Origin of the sequence: Agromyces sp. NBRC 114283, assembly GCF_030268405.1 — a bacterium.
In the GTDB taxonomy this organism is placed as follows: Bacteria; Actinomycetota; Actinomycetes; order Actinomycetales; family Microbacteriaceae; genus Agromyces; species Agromyces mediolanus.
This window is the reverse complement of the sequence record NZ_BSQP01000001.1, coordinates 945,424-967,472: the sequence shown is the minus strand read 5'-3', so window position 1 is coordinate 967,472 and position 22,049 is coordinate 945,424. Positions and strand designations below refer to the sequence as shown.

25 protein-coding genes are annotated in these 22,049 nt (G+C 73.0%); 13 read left to right on the top strand and 12 right to left on the bottom strand.

What is annotated here, in order from left to right:
- Window positions 1-34 precede the first annotated feature (34 nt).
- Both glsA and QSJ60_RS04625 read left to right on the top strand, forming a co-directional pair.
- A complete protein-coding gene (glsA, locus tag QSJ60_RS04630) occupies window positions 35-1,135 on the top strand; it encodes a glutaminase A (protein ID WP_285462784.1) in 1,101 nt (366 codons plus the stop codon).
- Window positions 1,132-2,760 (top strand): MFS transporter, encoded by a 1,629-nt coding sequence (locus tag QSJ60_RS04625; protein ID WP_230763713.1) that lies wholly within the window; start codon window positions 1,132-1,134, stop codon window positions 2,758-2,760. The genes glsA and QSJ60_RS04625 overlap by 4 nt, the downstream gene beginning before the upstream one ends.
- A 15-nt stretch (window positions 2,761-2,775) precedes the next feature.
- Here QSJ60_RS04625 and QSJ60_RS04620 read toward each other — a convergent pair whose 3' ends face one another.
- The 4 genes from QSJ60_RS04620 to QSJ60_RS04605 form a co-directional block, all read right to left on the bottom strand.
- Window positions 2,776-3,333, bottom strand: coding sequence for a hypothetical protein (locus tag QSJ60_RS04620; RefSeq protein WP_285462783.1), 558 nt, complete (start codon window positions 3,331-3,333; stop codon window positions 2,776-2,778).
- Window positions 3,334-3,340: 7 nt separating this feature from the next.
- A complete protein-coding gene (locus QSJ60_RS04615; protein ID WP_189083372.1) occupies window positions 3,341-3,748 on the bottom strand; it encodes a DUF4383 domain-containing protein in 408 nt (135 codons plus the stop codon).
- Between the two features lie 93 nt (window positions 3,749-3,841).
- Complete coding sequence (locus QSJ60_RS04610) at window positions 3,842-4,570, bottom strand: FadR/GntR family transcriptional regulator (RefSeq protein WP_189083371.1); 729 nt, start codon at window positions 4,568-4,570, stop codon at window positions 3,842-3,844.
- Between the two features lie 32 nt (window positions 4,571-4,602).
- Entirely contained in the window at window positions 4,603-5,127 is a 525-nt protein-coding gene (locus tag QSJ60_RS04605; RefSeq protein WP_189083370.1) for a RidA family protein, read from the bottom strand.
- Window positions 5,128-5,262: 135 nt separating this feature from the next.
- Between QSJ60_RS04605 and QSJ60_RS04600 the strand changes: the two genes are divergently transcribed.
- A complete protein-coding gene (locus tag QSJ60_RS04600) occupies window positions 5,263-6,855 on the top strand; it encodes a purine-cytosine permease family protein (RefSeq protein ID WP_285462782.1) in 1,593 nt (530 codons plus the stop codon).
- Window positions 6,856-6,915: 60 nt separating this feature from the next.
- Here the strand turns inward: QSJ60_RS04600 and QSJ60_RS04595 are convergent, their stop codons facing one another.
- Complete coding sequence (locus tag QSJ60_RS04595) at window positions 6,916-7,353, bottom strand: iron chaperone (protein ID WP_285462781.1); 438 nt, start codon at window positions 7,351-7,353, stop codon at window positions 6,916-6,918.
- Window positions 7,354-7,459: 106 nt separating this feature from the next.
- On the opposite strand from QSJ60_RS04595, the gene QSJ60_RS04590 reads away from it, so the two are divergent.
- Together QSJ60_RS04590 and QSJ60_RS04585 are read left to right on the top strand one after the other, a co-directional pair.
- Complete coding sequence (locus QSJ60_RS04590) at window positions 7,460-7,954, top strand: hypothetical protein (RefSeq protein ID WP_230763709.1); 495 nt, start codon at window positions 7,460-7,462, stop codon at window positions 7,952-7,954.
- Window positions 7,954-8,574, top strand: a complete 621-nt coding sequence (locus QSJ60_RS04585) for a TetR/AcrR family transcriptional regulator (protein WP_230763707.1) — start codon at window positions 7,954-7,956, stop codon at window positions 8,572-8,574. Before QSJ60_RS04590 ends, QSJ60_RS04585 begins: the two co-directional genes overlap by 1 nt.
- A gap of 45 nt (window positions 8,575-8,619) precedes the next feature.
- On the opposite strand, the gene QSJ60_RS04580 is transcribed toward QSJ60_RS04585, so the two are convergent.
- Genes QSJ60_RS04580 through QSJ60_RS04570 form a run of 3 tightly spaced genes read right to left on the bottom strand, consistent with a single transcriptional unit; the run spans window position 8,620 to window position 9,933 of the window.
- Window positions 8,620-9,090 carry a hypothetical protein gene (locus QSJ60_RS04580; protein ID WP_230763705.1) on the bottom strand — a complete coding sequence of 157 codons (471 nt, stop codon included), beginning with the start codon at window positions 9,088-9,090 and terminating at the stop codon, window positions 8,620-8,622.
- A gap of 2 nt (window positions 9,091-9,092) precedes the next feature.
- Window positions 9,093-9,443 carry a hypothetical protein gene (locus QSJ60_RS04575; protein WP_285462780.1) on the bottom strand — a complete coding sequence of 117 codons (351 nt, stop codon included), beginning with the start codon at window positions 9,441-9,443 and terminating at the stop codon, window positions 9,093-9,095.
- Between the two features lie 31 nt (window positions 9,444-9,474).
- Window positions 9,475-9,933 (bottom strand): VanZ family protein, encoded by a 459-nt coding sequence (locus QSJ60_RS04570; RefSeq protein WP_230763703.1) that lies wholly within the window; start codon window positions 9,931-9,933, stop codon window positions 9,475-9,477.
- An 87-nt stretch (window positions 9,934-10,020) separates the two neighbouring features.
- Here QSJ60_RS04570 and QSJ60_RS04565 point away from each other — a divergent pair, with 87 nt between their 5' ends.
- Genes QSJ60_RS04565 through QSJ60_RS04545 form a run of 5 tightly spaced genes read left to right on the top strand, consistent with a single transcriptional unit; the run spans window position 10,021 to window position 13,691 of the window.
- Window positions 10,021-10,731 carry a response regulator transcription factor gene (locus tag QSJ60_RS04565; protein WP_230763701.1) on the top strand — a complete coding sequence of 237 codons (711 nt, stop codon included), beginning with the start codon at window positions 10,021-10,023 and terminating at the stop codon, window positions 10,729-10,731.
- Window positions 10,724-11,839, top strand: coding sequence for a sensor histidine kinase (locus tag QSJ60_RS04560; protein WP_352230681.1), 1,116 nt, complete (start codon window positions 10,724-10,726; stop codon window positions 11,837-11,839). Before QSJ60_RS04565 ends, QSJ60_RS04560 begins: the two co-directional genes overlap by 8 nt.
- 34 nt (window positions 11,840-11,873) lie before the next feature.
- The gene (locus QSJ60_RS04555) at window positions 11,874-12,776 is read left to right on the top strand and encodes an arginase family protein (protein ID WP_285462778.1); all 903 of its coding nucleotides are present in this window, start codon (window positions 11,874-11,876) and stop codon (window positions 12,774-12,776) included.
- A gap of 49 nt (window positions 12,777-12,825) precedes the next feature.
- Window positions 12,826-13,455 carry a hypothetical protein gene (locus tag QSJ60_RS04550; protein WP_230763695.1) on the top strand — a complete coding sequence of 210 codons (630 nt, stop codon included), beginning with the start codon at window positions 12,826-12,828 and terminating at the stop codon, window positions 13,453-13,455.
- The gene (locus QSJ60_RS04545; protein WP_230763693.1) at window positions 13,455-13,691 is read left to right on the top strand and encodes a helix-turn-helix domain-containing protein; all 237 of its coding nucleotides are present in this window, start codon (window positions 13,455-13,457) and stop codon (window positions 13,689-13,691) included. The genes QSJ60_RS04550 and QSJ60_RS04545 overlap by 1 nt, the downstream gene beginning before the upstream one ends.
- Window positions 13,692-13,711: 20 nt before the next feature.
- Here the strand turns inward: QSJ60_RS04545 and QSJ60_RS04540 are convergent, their stop codons facing one another.
- Window positions 13,712-13,909: a hypothetical protein gene (locus QSJ60_RS04540; protein WP_285462777.1), complete on the bottom strand. Its 198-nt coding sequence runs from the start codon at window positions 13,907-13,909 to the stop codon at window positions 13,712-13,714.
- Window positions 13,910-14,209: 300 nt separating this feature from the next.
- Here QSJ60_RS04540 and QSJ60_RS04535 point away from each other — a divergent pair, with 300 nt between their 5' ends.
- Window positions 14,210-14,788, top strand: coding sequence for an antibiotic biosynthesis monooxygenase (locus QSJ60_RS04535; protein WP_189083354.1), 579 nt, complete (start codon window positions 14,210-14,212; stop codon window positions 14,786-14,788).
- Window positions 14,789-14,861: 73 nt separating this feature from the next.
- On the opposite strand, the gene QSJ60_RS04530 is transcribed toward QSJ60_RS04535, so the two are convergent.
- The 3 genes from QSJ60_RS04530 to QSJ60_RS04520 form a co-directional block, all read right to left on the bottom strand.
- The gene (locus tag QSJ60_RS04530; RefSeq protein ID WP_285462776.1) at window positions 14,862-16,760 is read right to left on the bottom strand and encodes a hypothetical protein; all 1,899 of its coding nucleotides are present in this window, start codon (window positions 16,758-16,760) and stop codon (window positions 14,862-14,864) included.
- Window positions 16,761-17,056: 296 nt separating this feature from the next.
- On the bottom strand, window positions 17,057-17,716 hold the full coding sequence (locus tag QSJ60_RS04525; protein ID WP_230763687.1) for a DedA family protein: 660 nt from the start codon (window positions 17,714-17,716) through the stop codon (window positions 17,057-17,059).
- Between the two features lie 90 nt (window positions 17,717-17,806).
- A complete protein-coding gene (locus QSJ60_RS04520) occupies window positions 17,807-18,589 on the bottom strand; it encodes an IclR family transcriptional regulator (protein WP_230763685.1) in 783 nt (260 codons plus the stop codon).
- A gap of 150 nt (window positions 18,590-18,739) precedes the next feature.
- Here QSJ60_RS04520 and hutH point away from each other — a divergent pair, with 150 nt between their 5' ends.
- Window positions 18,740-20,302: a histidine ammonia-lyase gene (hutH, locus tag QSJ60_RS04515; RefSeq protein ID WP_230763683.1), complete on the top strand. Its 1,563-nt coding sequence runs from the start codon at window positions 18,740-18,742 to the stop codon at window positions 20,300-20,302.
- A gap of 233 nt (window positions 20,303-20,535) precedes the next feature.
- Window positions 20,536-22,017, top strand: coding sequence for a peptidoglycan DD-metalloendopeptidase family protein (locus tag QSJ60_RS04510; RefSeq protein ID WP_285462775.1), 1,482 nt, complete (start codon window positions 20,536-20,538; stop codon window positions 22,015-22,017).
- Window positions 22,018-22,049 lie beyond the last annotated feature (32 nt).

The window sequence follows — 22,049 nt, the reverse complement described above, 5'->3', positions numbered from 1 at the left end:
TAGACTCCGAGCGACGCCTCTGGGGGGAGGGTGCATGTTCGAAGCCGATGTGGCGGACGTCGCCCAGCACGCATCGACGGGCGGGCTCCCGGCTCGGCTCGGCGAGACGGTGGCGGCCGCGCACCGCCGCTACGCCGGGCTCGACGAGGGGGTGGTCGCCGACTACATCCCGATCCTCGCCGAGGCGGATCCGGCGCACTTCGGTCTCGTCGTCGCGCAGGTCGACGGCGCGGTGCACCGGGCGGGCGACGCCGGGGTGGCGTTCTCGATCCAGTCGATCTCGAAGGCGTTCGTGTTCGCGCTCGTCTGCGAGGCGATCGGGCACGAGGCCGTGCACGAGATCGTGGGCGTGAACAACACGGGGCTGCCGTTCAACTCGGTCATGGCGATCGAGCTGAACGGCGGCAGTCCGATGAACCCGATGGTGAACGCGGGGGCGATCGCGACGACGGCCCTCGTGCCGGCCGCGACGCCCGCCGAGCAGTGGGAGCTCGTGCGCACCGGGCTGTCCCGTTTCGCGGGCCGCGAGCTCACGCTCGACGGCGAGGTGTACCGCTCAGAGGTCCTGACGAACCAGCGCAACCAGGCGATCGGACGGCTGCTGCAGAGCTACGGACGGCTGGATGCCGACCCGCTCGCCGTCGTCGACGTGTACACGAAGCAGTGCGCCCTGTCGGTGACGGCCGAGGATCTCGCCGTGATGGGGGCGACGCTCGCCGACGGCGGCGTGAACCCGGTGACAGGCGAGCGCGTCGTCTCCGCGGAGGTGTGCCGCGACACGCTCGCGCTGCTCGCCTCGTGCGGCATGTACGAGCGCTCCGGCGAGTGGCTGTTCGAGATCGGGCTGCCGGCGAAGTCGGGCGTGGCGGGCGGCATCGTCGCCGTCGCCCCGGGGAAGGGCGCCGTGGGCGCTTACTCGCCCCGCCTCGACCCGGCCGGCAACAGCGTGCGCGGGCAGCGCGCCTGCGCCTACCTCTCCCGCGCGCTCGGCTTGAACCTCTTCGCCTCGACGCCCGCGCCCGCCGCGGCATCCGCGTTGTCCGAGGCATCCGCGCTGTCCGAGGCATCCGCGCTGTCCGAGGCATCCGCGCAGCCCGAGGCATCCGCATCGCCCACCGAAGGGAGCCGCGCATGACCGCGCAGACCGCCGCACCCCGCGCCGAGGAGCGCCGCTCCTGGGCGCCAATGATCGGGCTGTTCCTCGCCCAGGTGCTGATGTCGTTCAACGTCGCCGCGCTGCCGATCTCGCTGGGCGGCATGGTCGAGGACTTCGGCGTGCCGCCCACGGTCGCGAGTTCGACGATCGTCGTCTACGGACTCGCCGTCGCGGCCCTCGTGATGACCGGCGCGAAGCTCGGCCAGCGGATCGGCTGGGTGCTCATCTTCCGCTGCGTCGTCGTCGTGTTCGGGGTGTCCTCGGTGCTGATGATCCTGTCGCCGACGATCGGCTGGGCGATCACGGGTCAGGTGCTGGCCGGGGCATCCGCCGCCATCATCGTGCCGTCCCTCGTCGCCCTCATCGCGGAGAACTACCGCGGCGCCCAGCAGGCGACGGCGGTCGGCTCGCTCGGCTCGGCGCGCGCCTTCTCGGGCATCAGCGCGTTCCTCATCGGCGGCACGCTCGGCACCCTCGTCGGCTGGCGGCCGGTGTTCATGATCACCCTCGGCCTGGCCGTCGCGGTCTTCGCGCTGAGCTTCGGGCTGCGCTCGGACAAGGGGGATGCCTCGGTCCGCATCGACCTCGTCGCGTCCGCTCTCATCGGCGGGGCGATCGTGCTGCTCACGCTCGGCTTCAACAACCTGAACGCCTGGGGCATCGTGCTCGCCGAGCCGGGGGCGCCGTTCGACGTGCTCGGCCTCTCGCCCGCCCCGGTCTTCGTGGTGCTGGGTCTCGTGCTCGGGCAGGCGTTCTTCCTGTGGACGAGGCGCCGGATGCGGCTCGGCCGCGTGCCGCTCGTCGACCTCTCGGTGCTCGGCAGCGCCCGCGAGCGCGCCGCCGTGTACGCGATGTTCATCATCGTCGCGATGGAGGCGGCGGTGAACTTCACGGTGCCGACGTACATCCAGGTGGTGCAGGGGCGCACGCCCTTCGACACCTCGCTCGCGATGATGCCGTTCAACCTGACGGTCTTCGTCACGGCGACGCTCATCGTGCGGTTCTACCGCCGCTACAGCCCGCGCGTGATCGGCCTGTTCTCCTTCGGGCTCACGACGGTCGCGCTCGTCTGGCTCGCCTTCGTCGTGACGAACAACTGGGAGACGCTGCCGACGATCCTCGGCCTCGTCGTGTTCGGCATCGGGCAGGGGGCGCTCGTCACGCTCGTGTTCAACGTGCTCGTGACGGCCGCGCCGAAGGAGCTCGCGGGCGATGTCGGCTCGATCCGCGGCACGACGCAGAACCTCGCCTCCGCGGTCGGCACGGCCGTGATGGGCGCGCTGCTCGTCACGATGCTGAGCCTGAACTTCACGCAGGCCGTGACGGAGCATCCGGAGCTGCCGGACGAGCTCGTCGCCCAGGTCGACCTCGATCAGGTGAACTTCATCAGCAACGACGAGCTGCGCGAGAAGTTCGCCGAGACCGACGCGAGCCCGGAGCAGATCGATGCGGCGGTCGCGATCAACGAGGAGGAGCGGCTGCGCACCCTCCGCATGGGCTTCCTCGTGCTCGCGGGTCTCAGCCTGGCGGCGGCGCTGCCGGCCTCGCGGCTGCCGCGGTACAAGCCGGAGGAGATCCCCGACCCTTCGCCCGCGGGCGAGTAGCCGGGAACCGCGCCGTCAGTGCTGGTGCAGCTCGCCGTGCGGGACGGCGAGCTCGCCCGGCTCGGTGCCGGCGAGGGCCGGGGTCGCGAGGGCGGCGACGAGCGCCGCGCCCGCGACGAGACCGAGGGTGGCTGCCACGGGATGCCGCGTCCGGGTGGCCGCTGGTGCGGCCGGGGATGCGGATGCCGGCGCGGCATCCCGGGTCTCATCGGGCCCCTCGCCCGGAGCGTGTGCGCCGCGCAGCCGCGCAGCCGCCCCGACCGCGACGACGAGCGCGAAGCCCGCCGCCGCGATCGTCGGCAGCCCGGCGAGGCCAAGCTGAGGCGCCGCGCCCGCCCCCACGACGAGCGCGAGCCCGACGACGACCGTCAGGCCGACGGCGAGCGTCGTGCGCGGCAGCACCGGGCCGCCCGCCCGGAGTGCGGCGAAGGCCCAGGCGAGCGCCGCGAGCCCCGCTGCAGCGAGCACGGCGACGGCGACCGGGCCGGTCGCCCCCGCGGCGAGCGCCGCGAGGACGAGCCCGGCGCCGAGCGCGGCGAGCGCCGGCCAGCTGCGGAGCGCGGCGGGGAGCACGGCGGCCTCAGGCCGTCGCCAGCCGGCCGCCGCGCTCGGCCCCGAGGCCGACGCCGAGCAGCACGAGCGCGCTCGCGAGGTGCAGGAAGTGGTCGGGCGTGTTCAGCGCGAGGATGTTCGCCGCGGTGCCCGCGAGGAAGAACCCGACGATGCCGAGCAGCAGGTAGGCGGCGCCCACGATCGTGTTCACCGTTTTGGCAGCCCGCGCACTCATGAGGCCGGCGACGAGCAGCGCCGCGCCGATCAGGAGGTGCGCGATGTTGTGCAGCGGGTTGACCGCGAAGATGCCGAGCAGCAGCCCGCCCTCGGTCGCGACGAACGAGACGCCGCCCGTGACCGCGAAGCCGAGCAGTCCGACGAGCAGATAGACCGCGCCGAACACCGTGGCGACGATGCGGTTCGGTGAGTTTCGCATGGTTCCTCCTTGATCACGGGCCCGTGCGGGCCGTCAATGGGGATTCGGAACCGTCGCGGCACCGGATTGGAGGAGATTCGGATGCCTCGGCGCTCAGGCCGGTAGTGCCTCGGCGCCCGGCTGCGGCGCCGCGATGACCTCGGCGATCTGCCCGAGGTGGGCGGCCATCGCCTCATGGGCGGCGGCGGGGTCGCCCGCGCGGATGGCGTCCGCGATGCGGCCGTGCGCCCGGTGCGAGCGCAGCATCCTCTCGAGGCTCTGCAGCGTTTCGTCGCGCGAGGGTGCGGTCCACTCGTTCACGACGTCGATGAGCTCGACGAGCATCGCGTTCTGCGCGAGCGTCGCGACCGTGGTGTGGAACTCCAGGTCGAGGGCGACGAGGCGGGCGGCGGAGGGCTCGGGCCGGCCGAGCTCCTCCTCCGCGGCGGCGAGCACCCGGTCGAGCGCGGCGAGGCCCGAGGCATCCGCCCGGAGCGCCGCCCGCTCGGCGAGCGGCGGCTCGACCACCCCGCGGAGGTCCATCACCTCGGCGAGCAGCCGCTCGCTGGGCGGCAGCACACCGCGCAGCGAGTCGGCGAGCTTGGGCCGGGCGACGGCCTCGACGACGCTGCCCCGTCCGGGTCGGCGACTCACGAGCCCGCGCATCTCGAGGGCCGAGAGCGCCTCGCGCACGGTGCTGCGGGCGACGCCGCCGAGCTCGGCGAGCTCGCGCTCGCTCGGCAGCTTGTCGCCCGGCTTGAGCTCACCGGACTCGATGAGTTCGAGCAGCCGGTTCGCGAGCTTCTCCGGCGCACCGGCGTCGCGCGAGACCTTGAGATCCACCTCGGCCTCCCGTCGCGCGCCCCTCCCGAGTGCTACGACTTTATCTCCACGGTGACCCAGTTCTCGAAGGAGGATCCGCCGGCGAGGCTCGTGACGCCGATCGTCGCGCGGCCGCCGAGGCCGGCGACGGGGCCGAAGACCTCGGCGAAGAGGTCGCTGTAGCCCGAGGAGACGCGGTGCACCTCGGTGAACTCGGGCGTCGACACGACGAAGCAGAGCGAGCGGACGACGGCCTCGACGCGGTCGAGGGAGCCGAGGGCGAGGCGGATGCCGCCGAGGCAGTTGAGCGCGGTGAGCCGTGCGGCCTCGTAGCCCTCCTCGACGGTGAGCGTGTCGCCGAGGCGGCCCGGGTAGCGCACCGTGCCGTCGGGCTGGTCGGGGGTGTGGCCGCTCAGGAAGAGGATGTTCCCCGAGATGTGGTGCGGCTTCATCGAGCCGTAGACGTCGGCGCCGTAGTACCCCTCCTTGGCGAAGTCGGGGATCTCGAGCCCGAGCCGCGCGACGCGCTGCTCCGGGGTCTCGGCTGCGGCGGCGGCCTGGTCCTGCGTGTCCGTCATGTGACCTCCTTGTCCGGTTTCGCCGGATTCCCGGCGCTGCGCGGATCAGTATTGCACTGGTCCGACCATCAGACCATACTAGTTCCGATCCCCCAACTGGTCTGACCATCAGACCCCGACGTCCGGAGGAGCTCGATGACGACTCAACTCCCTGCTCTCGCCCCGCTCGACGTGCAGCACCACGACGACCCCAAGGTCGTCAAGGAGGCTGCCACCGAGGACTACACGACCCACGTCGTGCCGCTCTCCTGGCGGATGCCCCGGCCATCCCTCGCGATGTCCTTCTACGCCCTCGTAAGCGGCATGTTCTACCTCGTGACCGCCGCCACGCTCGCCGCGACCGTCGGCACGACCGACGCGCTCATCGGCATCGTGCTCGCCTGCGCCGCGTTCGGGGCGCTCGGCTACGCGTTCAGCCGCTACGCCGCGCGCACGGGCCTCACGGTCGCCCTCATGTCGCAGCGCATCTTCGGCACCTCCGGCTCGCTGCTCGGCGCCCTCGTGCTGGCGGCCACCGCGATCTACTACGCGGTGTTCGAGTCCTCGATGATCGCGAACGCCTTCCACGTCGCGTTCCCGCAGCTGTCGCTCGCGCTCTGGAGCGCCATCGCGGTCGCGATCAACCTGCCGCTCGTCATGGGCGGCATCCGCCGCTGGATGGACAAGTACAACGCCATCCTGCTGCCCGTCTACTGGATCGGCCTCATGGTCGTCGTCGTCATGCTCGCCATGCGCAACGACTCCTCGGGCTGGCTCGCGCACCCGCCGCAGGGGGGCGCCGACTTCGCCGCCCCGGGCTGGCTGTACGCCTTCTTCGTCTACCTCGGCGTGCTCGTGCTCATGATGTTCACCGTCGACTTCGCCCGCTTCGGCAAGCCCGAGCAGGCGCGCTCGAACGGCATCGCCGTGTTCGGCCCGGTCTTCTACGCCTTCGTGTACCTGGCGAACGGCCTCATCGGCATCTTCATCGCCTACAGCGCCGGCCTCGACGGCGCCGTCTCCTCCGAGCTCGTCGGCAACACCATGGTGAGCCTGCTCGGCGGCTGGGGGCTCTTCCTCGTCTGGGTGACCCAGGCGCGCATCAACACGGCGAACTTCTACGTCGCCTCGACGAACACGGAGGCGCTCGTCTTCCGGCTGTTCCGGGTGCGCGTGCCGCGCGTCGTCGCGGTGCTGTTCTGCGGCGCGATCACCTATGTGTTCATGCTCACCGACGTCGTCAGCTACCTGCTCGTCGCCCTCGCCTGGCAGGGCGCCTTCATCGCCTCGTGGGTCGGCGTGGCGCTCGTGCACCTCGTGCGCACCTGGAACACGCGCGACATCGAGGAGTTCCGCGCCGGGCGCGTCCGCCGCTTCACCTGGAACGGCGCCGTCTGGGTCGCGACCTCGCTGCTCGGCATCCTGCTGTACCAGTTCGGCGGGGCCTTCGGCGCCGCCTGGTCGACGCCCATCACGCTCGTGCTCGCGGTGGTGCTCGCCGCCGTCGTGGACCGCACCGGCCGCGGCGGGCTGCTCCGCCGGGCGCACGACCCGCGGAGCGAGGTCGACGACCCATGGGAGGCCCGCGTGCGCTGCCACGTCTGCGACCACAGCTACGTCGCCGTCGAGATGGACCGGGACCCGAGCGCCGAGGGACAGCCGCCGATCTGCGCCGCGTGCGGCGTGCTGAGCACGGCGTACCTGCAGGCGAGCCGGCGCGAGCACGCCGCGCTCACGGCCGCGGGCTAGACGCCCGAGCGCCCGCCGACGTGGCCCGGCGGGATCCGTGGATCCCGCCCGGCCGCGTGGTCAGCCGAGGGCGCGGCGGACGAGCTCGGTGACCTCGCGTTCGACGGCGTCCGTCCACGCGCGGACCGCGAAGCCGACGGGCCAGATGTCGCCGTCGTCGAGCTTCGCCCGATCCTCGAAGCCGATCGTCGCGTATCGCGTCTTGAACTTCTTCGCCGGCTGCAGGAAGACGACGATCTTGCCCTCGCCGTTCGCGTAGCCCGGCATGCCGTAGTACGTCTTCGGCACGAGCTCCGGCGCGACCTCGTGCACGACGCGGTCGAGCCCCTCGGCCAGCTCCCGGTCCTCGGGCTCGAGCGCGGCGATCGCCTCGCGCACCGCCGCCTCGCCCGCGGCCCGGCTCTTGCCCGCCTTCTCCTGCTCGCGCAGCTCCTTCGCGCGCTGCTTGACCGCCGCGCGCTCCTCCGCGCTCAGCCCGGATGCCTCGTCCTTCGCCATCAGCGGCACTCCTCCCCGCGGGCCCCCGCCCGCGCGTCCGAGGCTACTCCCGCAGATCTGCACCAATAGTGTACTACCGGTACACACTGTCAGTACACTTGGGCCCATGACCCGCACGGCGCTCCCGCACCTCACCATCCGCGTCCTCGGCACCGCCCTCGTCGTCGTGCTGCTGAGCGCGCCGCTCTGGGTGCCCGGCTGGGGGCCCGGCCTGATCGGCGAGATCGCCCTCGTCCCCTTCCCAGGGAACGCGGCGGTCATCGGGGGCTTCCTCGCGCTCGTCGCGCTCTACTGCCTCACGCTGCAGCGGCTCGTCCGCCGGGCCGGCGCGGGCTCCGGGGCATCCGTCTGGTGGATGTTCGCCATCCCGGCGAACTTCGTCGAGGACTTCTTCATCATCCGCCGAGTGGCCGACGCCGTCGCCCCGCGCACCGGCACGAGGGCGCTGGGCTGGTGGCGCCTGCTCGGCTACGGCTGGTGCGCGCTCCAGATCGTCTCACTGCTGCCCGGCGAGGCAGGACAGGCCGGGGGTGCGCTCGCCATCCTGCTGTGGTTGGCTCAGTGGGTGCTCACGCTCTCGATCTCCCGGCGGCTGCGCTGATGCCGCTGCCGAGATTCCAGCGTCTCGCCCCGGCCGATCAGGCCCGCATCCTCGGCGTGGCCCGCGCCCACTTCGCGCGCGACGGGCACGACGGCGCCTCGTACAACCGCATCATCGCCGATGCCGGTATCTCGAAGGCGTCCGCCTACCACTACTTCGACGGCAAGGCGGACCTCTACGACGCGGTCGTCGCGGATGCCTCGGCTCGCATCGCCGCAGCGCTGGGGCCGTGGCTCCCGCAGCCCGAGGCCCGGGCGTTCTGGCGCGAACTCGCTGCGGCGAACGAACGCCTCCTCGGCCATCTGGCCGCGCATCCCGACGACCGCGCCCTGCTCGCCTCCGCGAGCGGAGGGTCGGAGCCCAACCCCTGGACGGCCGAGGTCGTCGCCGACGCCCGACGGCTCGAACTCGTGACCGTCCCGGACGAACCGCAACTGCTGCTCGCCGCGACGCAGGGACTGCTCGACGCCCTCGACCGCTACGCGCTCGCCGACCCCGGCCGGGCTCGCGTCGCCGCCGAGCGCATGCCCGCGCTGCTCGCCCGGCTCTGGGGTTCGCCCGGTTCGCCCGGCTCTCCCGGTTCGCCCGGCGCGATCGGCTCGCCCGGCGCGATCGGCTGAACGGCGCGATCGGCTGAACGGCTTCCGCCGCCGATCCGCGGCCGACTACCTCCGACGCTTCCGCGGCGCAGGCTCCTCCGGCGTCGTCACGGCCTGCACCACCGTGTGCGCGGCGGCGCTCTTCGCCCACTTGCGCACCCGGTCGGCCTGCTTGCGCCGCTGCTTCAGCAGGGCGGCCCGGCGCTTCGCCGCGGCGGCCGCATCCGTGATCGCAGCCCCCGGCTCGGCCGCGGCGCCCCGGCGCACCGTCGAGGGCACGACCCGGCGCGACCAGGCATCCAGTCCGGCCGTGGCCCGCGCCGCGGTCCGCGCCGCCCGGCGCGGGGCGCGCTTGCGGTCCGCCTTGGCCGCGCGTCGCGTCGCCCGCGATTGCGCCACGATCGCCTCCAGACGCTGCTTCGCCCGCCCCGGCGGCAGTCCGTCGGCCAGGCGCTTCGCCTCCTTCTCGGCGGACTTCGCGTGCGCGAGCGCCGCCTTCGCACGCCGCCGGTCGCGGCGCTCGGTGACCGTCGCCATCCTCAGCCCTCCGCGTCGATCAGCTCGAGCAGCGCCCGGGCGGCGTCGCGGATGTCGTCGTGGTCGTACTGCCCCGCGCGGCTCTCGAGCGAGATGACCGCGCAGCGGTGCACCCGGCGGAAGTCGCCGTAGGGGAAGGAGTACGCCCCCTTCGTCTCGTCGTTCTCGTCGTCGTCCACGCCGAGGTGCCAGTGCCGGTACTCCGTCCATCCCTCGCGCTCGACGAAGGCGTTCTCCTCGTCGGCGGTCGGCGCATCCTCGCTCCAGGCGTCGCGTTCGTCGCGCACCACCTGACCGTCGCGCACGAGCGAGCGGGCGTGGCGCAGGGCCGTCTCGTTCAACCGGATCGTCATGAATGGGTCCTCCTCCCCGGTCACCTTCTGTCTACGTCTTCCGGGAGGCGTCAGCAAGGGGGTTGCGGCCGAACGACCGAGCCAGCAGGACCCCCGCGGCGGCACCCGCGGTGTTCGTGATCACGTCCGTGGCATCCGTGCTGCCGACCGCGAGCGCGAACTGCGCGAGCTCCAGGCTCGCGCTCACCGCCGCCGCCAGCGACGCGATGCGCCACCAGGCCCACCCCGGCCGCAGCAGCGCGAACCCGAACCCGAACGGCACGAAGACGGCAACGTTGCCCGCGACCTCGCGCACCGCGCTCGCGCCGTAGCCCTCGGCGGCGACGAAGGGCACGAGCTTCAGGCTCCGCTGCACCGGGAACGCCTCCCAGGGCAGCTGCAGCTTCCACAGCACGAGCCAGACGAGGAGCACGAGGTACACCCCGAAGAGCACGCCGAGCACCGGGGCGGCCCCTCCCCGCCGGGCCGTGGGCGTCGTCGTGGTGGTCATGCTCCCATTCCACGCGCGGGCGTGTTGCCCCGGCGTATGCCCTTCCGCATACGCCGGCGATACGACCCGCCTCGTACCATCGGTGTCATGCGCGTGCTGATCGTCGAGGACGAACCCCTGATGGCCGAGGCCATCCGCACGGGGCTCCGCCGGGAGGCGATCGCCGCCGACGTGGCCGGCGACGGCGACACCGCCCTCGAGCTGCTGTCGATCAACAGCTACGACATCGCCGTGCTCGACCGCGACATCCCAGGCCCGAGCGGCGACGAGGTCGCGGCGAGCATCGTCGCCTCGGGCGTCGGGATGCCGATCCTCATGCTCACCGCCGCCGACCGCATCGACGACAAGGCCTCGGGGTTCGAGCTGGGCGCCGACGACTACCTGACGAAGCCGTTCGAGCTGCGCGAGCTGGTGCTGCGGCTGCGGGCCCTCGACCGGCGGCGCAGCCAGGTGCGCCCGCCCGTGCGGGAGCTCGCCGGGCTCCGGCTCGACCCGTTCCGCCGCGAGGTCTACCGGGACGGCCGCTACGTGGCGCTCACCCGCAAGCAGTTCGCCGTGCTCGAGGTGCTCGTCGCCGCCGAGGGCGGCGTGATCAGCGCCGAGGAACTGCTCGAACGCGCGTGGGACGAGAACGCCGATCCGTTCACGAACGCGGTGCGCATCACGGTGTCCGCGCTGCGCAAGCGTCTCGGCACGCCCTGGGTGATCGCGACGGTGCCTGGCGTCGGCTACCGGATCGACACCGGCGAGGGCGGCGCGGAGCGCGGGCGAGCGGATGCCGGGGGCGCGGGTGGCTAGGCGGCCGGGCCTCTCCGTCCGCTGGAAGCTGACCCTCAGCTACGCCGGCTTCCTCCTGCTCGCGATGCTGCTGCTGCTCGCCGTCGTCTGGCTGTTCCTGCTGCGCTACGTTCCCGCGCAGGCCGCGGTGACGATGGACGGCTTCACGCCCGGTCGCGACGACCTCGTGCGGGCTTTCACCCCGGCGGCGGCCTGGGCGCTGCTGTTCCTGCTGGGCTTCGGCCTGCTGGGCGGCTGGTTCCTCGCCGGTCGGATGCTCGCGCCGCTCACCCGCATCACGAACGCGACCCGCAAGACCGCGGAGGGCTCGCTCTCGCACCGGATCGAGCTGGAGGGCCGGAGCGACGAGTTCCGCGAGCTCGCCGACAGCTTCGACGCGATGCTGGCCCGACTCGAGGCGCACATCGCCGAGCAGCAGCGCTTCGCCGCGAACGCCTCGCACGAGCTGCGCACGCCGCTCGCCATCACGCAGACGATGCTCGAGGTCGCCCGCGACGATCCCGGCTCCGACCAGGCGCTCGTCGAACGGCTCCGGCTCGTGAACGGCCGGGCGATCGAGCTCACCGAGGCGCTGCTGCTGCTCAGCCGGGCAGATCGGCGGGCGTTCCACCGCGAGCCGGTCGACCTCTCGCTGCTCGCCGAGGAGTCGGTCGAGACGTTGCTGCCGCTCGCGGAGCGGCGCGGGGTCGCCGTCGAGGCATCGGGCGACGTCGTCGCCGCCCTCGGCTCGCCCGCCCTGCTGCTGCAGCTCACCACGAACCTCGTGCACAACGCGATCGTGCACAACCTGCCCGAGGGCGGCGAGGTGACGGTCGCGACGGTCGCGGCGCCGGGCCGCGCCGTGCTCGTCGTCGAGAACACCGGGCCCGCGCTCGCGCCCCACGTCGTCGCGACGCTGACCGAGCCTTTCCAGCGCGGCGCGGAGCGGATCCGCGGCGATCACGCCGGGGTGGGACTCGGGCTCGCGATCGTGCAGAGCATCGTGAGCGCGCACGACGGCGTGCTCGTCGTCGAGCCCGGCCCGCGCGGCGGCCTGCGGGTGAGCGTGCGGCTGCCGGCCGCATCCGAGGTCCCCGACTCCACGCGGCGCGAGGAATACCGCCCGTAGCCGCCGTGTCGGACGCGGATGGCACGCTGGGCGCATGATCGCCCTCGTGGAAGCCCCGAGCAGCCTCGGCCTCCGTCCGCCGCGGCCGGGGGCGGTGCCCGGGGCGTGGCGGGCGCCCGCCGCGCTGCGCGAGGCGGGACTGCTCGATCGCCTCGTCGCAGCCGGCGGCCGCGACGCCGGCGAGGTCCGCCCGCAGCCCTACGTCGACGACGATGCGATCCGAGCGGCCGGCCACGTGCGCAACGAGCACGCCCTGGTCGAGCACTCGCGGCGGCTCGCACAGCGCCTCGACGAGGTGCTCGACGCGGGTGACGCGCCCCTCGTCATCGGCGGCGACTGCAGCATCCTCCTCGGCGCGGGGCTCGCGCTGGCCCGCCGCGGCGGCACCGGACTCGTGCACCTCGACGGGCACACCGACTTCCGGCATCCCGGAAACAGCGAGGCGTGCGCCAGCGTGGCCGGAGAAGACCTCGCCGCCGCGGTCGGACTGCACTGGCCCGCGATCGCCGACCTCGACGGCGCCGGCCCCTACTTCGACGCGGCTCGCACCGCGCACCTCGGCCACCGCGACGACGACGAGCACGCTGACGAGGCCCGTCGCACGGTCGGGCTCGTCGTGTCCGCCGCCGAGGCCCTCACCCGGCCGGTGTCGTGGCTCGCCGAGCGCATCCGGGCGACCGCCGGCGCCGGGTATTGGCTGCAGCTCGACGTCGATCTGCTCGACCCGAGCGTCATGCCGGCGGTCGACAGCCCCGACCCCGGCGGGCTCGACGTCGAGACGCTGACCGCGCTGCTCGCCGAGCTCGCCCCCGCCGCGATCGGCGCCTCCGTGACGGTGTTCGACCCCGAGCTCGACCCCGACGGGCGCTACGCGCGACTCCTGGCCGACGTGGTGGCCGAGGGGTTCGGCGGGCTCGGCTCCGCCCTGCGGCGCTGACGCCACCATATCGATTTCCATTATTATCGAATATCGGTATGCTGCTGCCATGCGAACGAACATCACCCCCAACACGGCCCACGCCATCAAGCTCGCCGACGCGGTGAGTCTCTGGCTCTTCGCGGCGGCCGGGGCGGTCATCGCGGCCTGGGTCACCTCGTCGGCCGTCGGGCGCATCATCGAAGTGCTGCCGAACCGGGACGTCGCCGTGCTGGCGACCTTCGCAGGCACCCCCGCCGAAGCTCCCATCGGCCCCGACGGCGCACCCGTGACCGTCGCCCTGGATCAGGCCGTGCTCACGGTTCCCGCGCTCCCGGCCGCGTCGCAGTGGGCCATCGTCATCCAGCAGCTCGTGCTGATGGTCGCGGTCATCGTCGGCGTCGCCGCCCTGGTCTGGCTCATTCGGAACGTCGCCCGCGGCGTCGTCTTCTGCCGCACCAACACCGTGCTGGTCGTCACCGCGGGGTTCGTCGGGCTCGGCGGCTTCGTCGCCGTGCCCTTCTTCGGCAACATGGCGGCGAACGGCGGGTTCGCCGTGCTCAGCGACCGCACCTTCGACAACGTGATCATGAGCGTCAACCCCTTCGCCCTCGTGCTGTGGGCGTTCGCCGTGGCCCTCCTCGGCACCGTCTTCTCGATCGGCGAACGCCTGCAGCGCGACACCGAGGGCCTGGTCTGATGGCACCGGCCGAGATCGAGGACAGCACGGACGTGCACTGCCGGCTCGACGAGCTGCTCGAGGAGCGCGGGCTGACCCTCACTAGGCTCGCCGAGATCGTCGGCGTGACGGTCGTGAACCTCAGCGTGCTGAAGAACGATCGGGCCCGGGCCATCCGCTTCTCGACGCTGCAGGCGATCTGCCGAGCGCTCGACTGCGAGATCGGGGAGCTGCTGGTGCTGCGGCCGCGGGAGTGAGCGGTCGATCGGAGCCGCCCCTACCTGACGAGGTCGGCACCCCAGGCGGCGAGGGGCAGGAGCCAGACCAGGGACATGTTGACGATCACGGCCCCGGTGAGCAGGACGGCGACGCTTCCGAGCGCCACCACCCCCGAGACACGGAGCGCGCCCTGGAGGAATCCGGTGGACCGGTTCGTGCCCACCTGGATGCGGGGGATGGATGACGTCGCGCTCATGTGCTGCCTGGCCTCTCAGCTGATCGACGCGGGCGGCGCCCGCATCGCGCGGACCGGCTCGACACGTGCGGACCCGGTCCCGCCCATCCAGACTCCACCGAACGGCGGCCCCGGTCGTCCGCCGCCCGGATGAACCGCATCGTCCCTGGGATGTAGTCCCGCCGGGCCTGCTCGCACATGAAACGACCCCGAAACCTGGCCCGGCTACACTCGCTGACGGCCACGCGACCGTCACGAGCGGTTCGTCGTCGCCCGCGCCGCCAGCGGCGCGCCACGAGAACTCACCACCCCCGAGGTCCCATGTCAGAGCCCATCACCGTGTCGATCCGCCGCGAGGTCGACCCCGCCCGCATCTCCGAGGCCACCGCCTGGGTGCAGACCGGCGTGAACCTCGCGAACAAGCATCCCGGCTTCCTCGGCTCCGGCTGGGTCCGAGCCGGCGGGGACTCCCAGGTCTGGCACATGCTCTACCGCTTCACGAGCGAGGAGACGCTCGAGGCGTGGGAACGCTCGCCCGAGCGAGCCTGGTGGCTCTCGATGGGCGAAGGCTTCGTGCGCAGCGAACGCTCGAAGCGCCGCACCGGGATCGAGGGATGGTTCGACGAGCCCGCCACCGGATCCATCCCCGCCGTCGATGCGGAACCGATGGAGGCGCCGCCCGCCCCGCCGCGCTGGAAGCAGGCCGTGACGATCTGGCTCGGCTTCTTCCCCGTGAACCTGGTGTTCTCGTACCTGATGACGCCGGTGCCCGGCTGGGGTGAGCTGCCGCTCTGGCTGCGGGTGCTCGTGACGACGCTCGTGCTCACGCCGATCATGACCTACTGGGTGCTGCCCTTCGTCACCCGTTCGCTGCGCCGCTGGCTGACGCCCCGGGGCTGATCCCGAAGCACGCGGTGGTGCGCGCACGAAAAGGGGCCCGGCTCGCGCCGGACCCCTCATCGGGCGGATGCCGCTACGCGCGCTTGCGACGCAGCATCAGCTGCACGGCGAGCGCCAGGGCGCCGGCCAGCACGAGGCCGCCCGCGATCGCGATCGCCGGGCCGCCGGCGAAGCCGGTGCTCGCGAGGCCCTGCCCGTCACCTGCGGCGACGGGGGTGCCCGGCGTGCCGGCGGGCTTCGACGCGGGGCCGCAGCCGACGACGGCCGGCGGGTACTCGAGGTCGATCGAGAGCTCGGGGTTCACCTCGATGTACGCCGAGGTGAGCGAGTGCGTCCAGCCGAAGTTCTCCTCGGTGACGACCCAGCGGCCGTTCGGCAGCTGCTTCCAGCCCGGCCACGCGGTCGGGTTGCCGGCCTCGTCGATCGCGGCGCCGGGCCACAGCACGCGGCCGTCGACCGAGCCGTCCTCGCCGAGCGGGCCGAGCTCGACCTTCTCAGTGTTCGTGCCGTCGCTCAGCACGAGGTACGCGGTGTGCCCGGTCGACTGCTGGTCGGGGTCGGTGAGCACGACGTCGAAGTCGATCCACGGCACGTTGGCGACGCAGAGGGCCGCGGCGGTCGAGCCGGCGAGCGTCGGCGGCACGCACTCCGTCTGGTCGAACTCGAAGACGAATCGCTCGGTGCTCTCGCCGCTCTCGAAGACGTGCCCCTCGGCGGCGGTCGCCACGGCGACGGCCGAGCCGGTCGTGGCGTCGCCCTCGATGGCCCAGCTCACGGTGTCGGTGTCGGCGGGCACCACGATCCGGTCGTCGTCGACGCCGCAGAGGTCGACGGCGGCGGGCTTCACCGGCACGGGCAGCTCGATCGGGCACGGGTCATTCGTGAACGTGAGCGGGAAGCGGCGCTCGGTGGTGCCGTCCTCGAAGACGTGGGTGCCCTTCGTCACGGCGACGGCGGTGACGGAACCGCTCGAGGGCTCGCCCTCGAGGTGCCAGACCAGCTGCTCGGTCTCCTCGGGCAGCAGCACCTCGTCGCGGTCCACGTCGCAGAGATCGACGATCTCCGGCTTGACCGGCTCGGGCACGATCACGGGGCAGGGCTCGTTCGTGAAGGTGTAGTCGTAGCGGTGCTCGGTGGCGCCGCCGGGGAAGGCGTACCCCTTCGCCGCCGTCGCGACGGCGGTCGCCGTGCCGGTCTTCGGGTCGCCCTCGAGCTTCCAGCTCACGGTGTCGCTGTCCTCGGGCAGCAGGACGCCGTCACCGTCGACGCCGCAGGCCTCGGTGGCGCCGGGCTTCGGCGGCACGGGGATCTCGACGATGCAGGGCACGTTCGTGAACTCGAAGTCCCAGCTCTTCACGACCTTGCCGTCGCTGAACACGTAGCCGGGCTTCGCGGTCGCGGTGGCCTTCGCCTTGCCCGCGACCACCGGCGAGATCGACCAGGTGACGCCCTCGGTGGCACGGGGCTCGACGACGTAGTCGCCCGAAGTGCCGCAGGCGTCAACGATCGACGGCTGCACGGGCACCGGGATCTGCGTGGGCTCGGGGGCCGTGCAGTCGCCCTTCAGCCCCTCGATGCGGCCGTCGGATCCCTGGCCGTAGCCGTCGGTCCAGCTCGTGTAGGCGTAGACCCAGGGGCCGCCGCCCTTCGTGGTGCCGGGCAGGCTCTCGGTGCCGAGCGTCAGGGTCGTGTTGCCCTGCGAGGTGATCGGCCCGCGGTCCATGCCGTTGGCGTTCTTGGGCGTGCCCTCGAAGGAGGGGGTTCCGACGCGCCACTTCGTGGTGCCGGTCAGGGTGCTGCCGACGTTCGTGAGCTTCAGCGTGTACGTCACGTCGTACTGGCCGGTGGCGGTGTTGCAGACGGCCTTCGCGAGCAGATCGCCGGTGTGCGCGCTGGCGGGTGCGGCAGCGCCGACGACGGCGAGGCCGGCGCCGAGTGCGAAAGCGGCGATCGCCGCGAGGAGGCGGCGCATGGGGCGTTGACGGGATGTGGGCAGCGCGGAGCGCGCACCGGTTCTCTTCATCGGGTCGGGATCTCCATCGGGTCCTCGGCGTGAGGCGGACCCGATTCGGAAGCGCGCGGGTACGGCTTCGCACGGCCCTGCCGCGCGGGTCAGGCGCGACGGGACCGGGGGAGGTTCGGGTGGATCGGGTACTGCGTTCGGGTCCGCAACGTGCCCGTGGGCACGAAGTCCAAGCATGATGGCTTCATCCGTTTCGTGTCCACCCTTTGGAGGACCGGATGCGACATTTGCCCCTCGAACAGGGGTCAGGCGTCGGTGGTGATCCGCTTCACGCGCCGGGCCTCGCGGATGCGGCGCACGATGAGCACGACGAGCGCCGCCGCGATGGCCGTGTACACCACGAGGTCCAGGTATTCGAGCCACTGCTCGAGGAGGTGGTGCTGCGTGCCGAGGGCCGCGCCGACCCCGATCAGCAGCGTGTTCCAGAGGCCGGACCCGAGCACGGTGAACAGCGAGAAGACCACGAGCGGCATGCGGTCCGCGCCCGCTGGAAGCGAGATGAGGCTGCGCACGCCGGGGATCAGTCGCCCGACGAGCACCGACCACTTGCCGAAGCGATGGAACCACTCGGCGCCGCGCTCCAGGTCGGAGAGGCTCACGAGCCGCGTCCACGCGATCCAGCGGATGGCCCGCTCGAGGCCGATCGCGGCGCCGAGACCGTACAGCACGAGCGCACCGGCGAGGGAGGCCGCCGTGCTCCAGACGATGAGCCAGCCGAGGTTCAGCTCGCCGGCCTGGCTCAGGTAGCCCGCGAACGGCAGGATCACCTCGCTCGGGATCGGCGGAATCAGCACCTCGAGGAAGACGAGCACGCCGACGCCGACGTCGCCGAGGGCGTTCAGCACGTCGGCGGCGAACCCGGTGAGTCCGGTGAATCCGTGGTCGGTGGTCGTCAGGGCGGTCATGGCGGCTCCCGTCGTCGTGATCGTGCCCGGCGTTGGGCCACGCTACGCGACGCGGATGAACGCGAGCTGAGATCGGGTCCGGATGCCGCGTCAGCGCCCGCGGGCCGCACCGATCCGCCGACCGAGCTCGTCGGCGGCCGCGCGCACCGCGCCCGCGATCTCCGCCGCGGGCAGCGTGCGGGGCGAGTCATCCGGGTAGGTCACCGCGATGGCCGCCGCGGGCCAGCCGACGTGATCGAGCACCGCGACGCCGACCGAGGCGAGACCCGGGGTGACCTCGCCGGCCTCGGCCGCCCAGCCGGTCTCGCGCACCTCGTGCAGCAGCTGCTTCAGCCGCGAGGCGCGCCACTCCCCCGCGGCGTCCGGGTCGCCGCGCCAGGCGAAGGCGGCGCGGTCCGGGTAGAGCGCGCGGAGCTGCGCGGGCGGCAGGGCGGCGAGCATCGCCCGCCCGGTGGCGGTGAGGTAGGCGGGCAGCCGCACACCCACATCGGTGACGAGCGAGGGCCGGCGCGGAGCGCGCTCCTCGACGAGGTAGAGCACGTCGCGCCCGTGCAGCACCGCGAGGTGCCCGCTCTCGCCGAGTCGGTCGACGAGGCCGGCGACGAGCGGGCCACCGAGGCGCGCGAGCGGCTGCTGCCGGCTGAATCCGCTCGAGAGTTCGAAGGCGGCGACGCCGAGCCCGTAGCGGCGTTCCTCGGGCAGGTGCACGACGAAGCCGCGCTCCTGCATGACCGCGAGCAGGTGGTAGACCGTCGAGCGGGGCAGCTCGAGCGCGGCGGCGATCGTCGCGGCCGGCACCGGGCCGCGCTGGTGCGCGAGGTGACTGAGGATCGCGAGCGTCTGATCCGCCGCGGGCACCTTCGCCTTCGCCATCCGTCTCCTCCGTCTTCGAGTTGCCCGACTTTCATGAAAGTCGGGCAAGTCGGGGTTCGGAGGCGAGCGTAGCGCGCTTCGTCTGGGATCGCAGACGGATGCCTCCTCCAGCCGCTCCCGCCGAGGCGCCCGAGCCGCTGGAATCGAAGCATGAGCACGAGCGCGCCCTCCACCAGCACGGTCACCGTCGGCATCCCCGGCCTCTCGATCGAGGAGGTCGTCGCCGTCGCCCGCCACGGCGCCCCCGTCGCGCTCGACCCCGCCGCACTCGAGGAGGTCGAGCGCAGCCGAGCCATCGTCGACGGCCTCGCCGCCGACCCGAACCCGCACTACGGCATCTCCACCGGCTTCGGCGCACTCGCGACGACGTTCATCGCCGCCGACCGCCGCGCACAGCTGCAGGCGAGCCTGGTTCGCTCGCACGCCGCCGGCTCGGGCGCCGAGGTCGAGCGCGAGGTCGTGCGCGCGCTCATGCTGCTGCGCCTCTCCACACTGATGACGGGCCGCACCGGCGTCCGCCGCGCGACCGTCGAGACCTACGCCGCGATCCTGAACGCCGGGATCACCCCCGTCGTGCGCGAGTACGGTTCGCTCGGCTGCTCCGGCGACCTCGCGCCGCTCGCGCACTGCGCGCTCGTCGCGATGGGCGAGGGCGAGGTGCGCACGGCGGACGGCGAGCTGGTGGATGCCGGGGCCGCCCTCGCCGCGGAGGGCATCAGCCCCCTCCAGCTCGGCGAGAAGGAGGGCCTCGCGCTCATCAACGGCACCGACGGCATGCTCGGCATGCTCGCCCTCGCCATCACCGACCTGCGGCTGCTCCTGACCACCGCCGACCTCGCCGCCTCGATGAGCGTCGAGGGACTCATGGGCACCGACGCCGTCTTCGCCGCCGACCTGCAGACGCTCCGCCCGCAGCGGGGGCAGGCGCTCGCGGCCGCGAACTTCCGGACCGCGCTCGCCGGCTCGCCGATCGTCGCCAGCCACGCCGGACCCGAGGACGGCCGCGTGCAGGACGCCTACTCGCTGCGCTGCGCACCCCAGGTGCACGGCGCCGCCCGCGACACCGTCGCGCACGCGGCATCCGTCGCCGACGCCGAGCTCGCGAGCGCCGTCGACAACCCCGTGCTCACGACGGACGGCCGGGTCGAGTCGAACGGCAACTTCCACGGCGCGCCCGTCGCGTACGTGCTCGACTTCCTCGCGATCGCCGCGGCGGACGTGGCCTCGATGAGCGAGCGCCGCACCGACCGCTTCCTCGATCGGGCGCGCAACCAGGGCCTGCCGCCGTTCCTCGCGCACGAGGTCGGCGTCGATTCGGGCCTCATGATCGCGCAGTACACGGCGGCGGGCATCGTCTCGGAGCTGAAGCGGCTGGCCGTGCCGGCCTCGGTCGACTCGATCCCCTCCTCCGCCATGCAGGAGGACCACGTGTCGATGGGCTGGGCCGCGGCGCGCAAGCTGCGGCGCGCGATCGACGGCCTCACTCGAGTGCTCGCGATCGAGATCATGACCGCCGGGCGCGGGCTGCAACTGCGGGCGCCGCTGCAGCCCGGACCCGTCACGGGCGCGATCGTGGAGCTCATCGCGGGCGAGGGGTCGGTGCCCGGCGAGGACCGCTTCCTCGCTCCGGAGATCGAGCGCCTGACCGAGCTCGTGGCCTCCGGCGAGGTGCTCGCGCGGGCCTCCGCGGCCGCGGAGACGCCGCTGCGCTGAGGCTGGCGGGGCGGGTCCGACACGCCGAAGGAGGGGCGAAAACCGCCCCGAAAAGGTGACAATGGCTCACTGAATGAACGTTGTGCCCGCAGGGATGCGGTGCCAGACTGAGCGCGTCGGTACCCGAAACCGACACCCTTGGAATGTCGATGAAGCCAACACTGGACGAAGCGCCGCACCCTGGACGCCGGGCCCTGAGCCCCCGGCGCGCCGGACTCGCTGCGGCCACCGCCGTGACTGCCGTACTGCTCGGCGTCACCGGCACCACCTCGGCCTATGCCGACGATGGCGCCCCGGTCGCCGACCCAGGCACCGACCCCGCCGCGGTCTCCGCGCCCGCCCCGGCCGCGGACGCGAGCACGCTGAGCGAGCCCGCCCCGAGCGAACCCCCGCCGAGCGACCCCCCGCCGAGCGACCCCCCGCCGGAGCCCGGCGCGACGGAGCCGCCGGACCCCGGCACGGATCCGGGCACCGACCCAGGAACAGACCCGGGCACCGACCCTGGAACAGACCCGGGTACGGACCCCGGCACCGACCCAGGTACGGACCCCGGCACCGACCCGGGAACGGACCCCGGAACAGACCCGGGCACCGATCCCGGCACGGGAACCCCGCCGACGACCCCGCCGGTCACGACCCCACCGACGACGACCCCGCCCGTCGTCGCGCCGCCGGCGGCACCGCCGAGGGCCTCGACCCCCGGACCGCGGCCGCTCAGGATCAGCGGCGACATCCTCGAGACCGGATCCCGCGTCTCGGCGGCGATCCTCCAGGCCCAGCGCGTCCTCGCCGAGGCCACGACCGCGCTCCGCGCCGCGGAGGACGAACTGGCCGCCGCACGGGACACGCGCGAGGCCGCCCGGTCGACCGCGATGGAGCTCGACGAACTCGCCGAGACCGCGCGCGCCAAGGCCGACGAGGCGGCGCGCCTGTACATCGGCGCCGTTCGCGGCGACGGTGACGCCCTCGGCTCGATCGACGCCGCGCTGAAGCCGGGCGGCGACCTGCTCGCCGGACTCGGCAGCATGCAGCGGGTCTCCGAGCTGACCGGCGACGTGGAGGGGCTGCGCGAGACGGCCGATCGCTTCGATGCCGACGCCACCGCCGCCGAGACTCGCGCCGCGGCCGCCTGGGCGGAGGTCGACGCGGTGCCGGTCGAAACGCTCCAGCAGAAGGTGGACGACGCGGAGGACGCCGTGGCGGAGGCGCGCGCCGCACTCGCCGCCGCGCAGACGCAGCTCGCGGCCTCGAGCGTCACCGTCATCGAGAACCTGCCGACCGACTCCGGCCAGCTGAGCGACCAGGGCTGGTCGCTGCCGGTGAGCGGCCGCCTCACCGACGGCTTCGGCCCCCGCCCGAACAAGCCCGTCGCCGGGGTGAACGACTTCCACCGCGGCACCGACCTCGCGGCGTCGTGCGGCTCGCCCGTGTTCGCCGCGACCGCCGGCACCGTGATCGAGGCCGGCCGCAGCGGCAGCTACGGCAACTGGATCCTCATCGACCACGGCGACGGCGTCTCCACCGGCTACGCCCACCTCGTGGACGGCGGCATCCTCGTCTCCGTCGGCGATGCGGTCCAGGCCGGCGGGCTGATCGGCGCGGTCGGTTCGACGGGCGCGTCGACCGGCTGCCACCTGCACTACGAGGTGCGCCTCGGCGGCGTCGCCGTCGACGCGATCCCCTTCATGGCGGCGCGCGGCATCCAGCTCGGCTGAGCGGCCCACCGAACGAGCGAGTTGCCCGACTT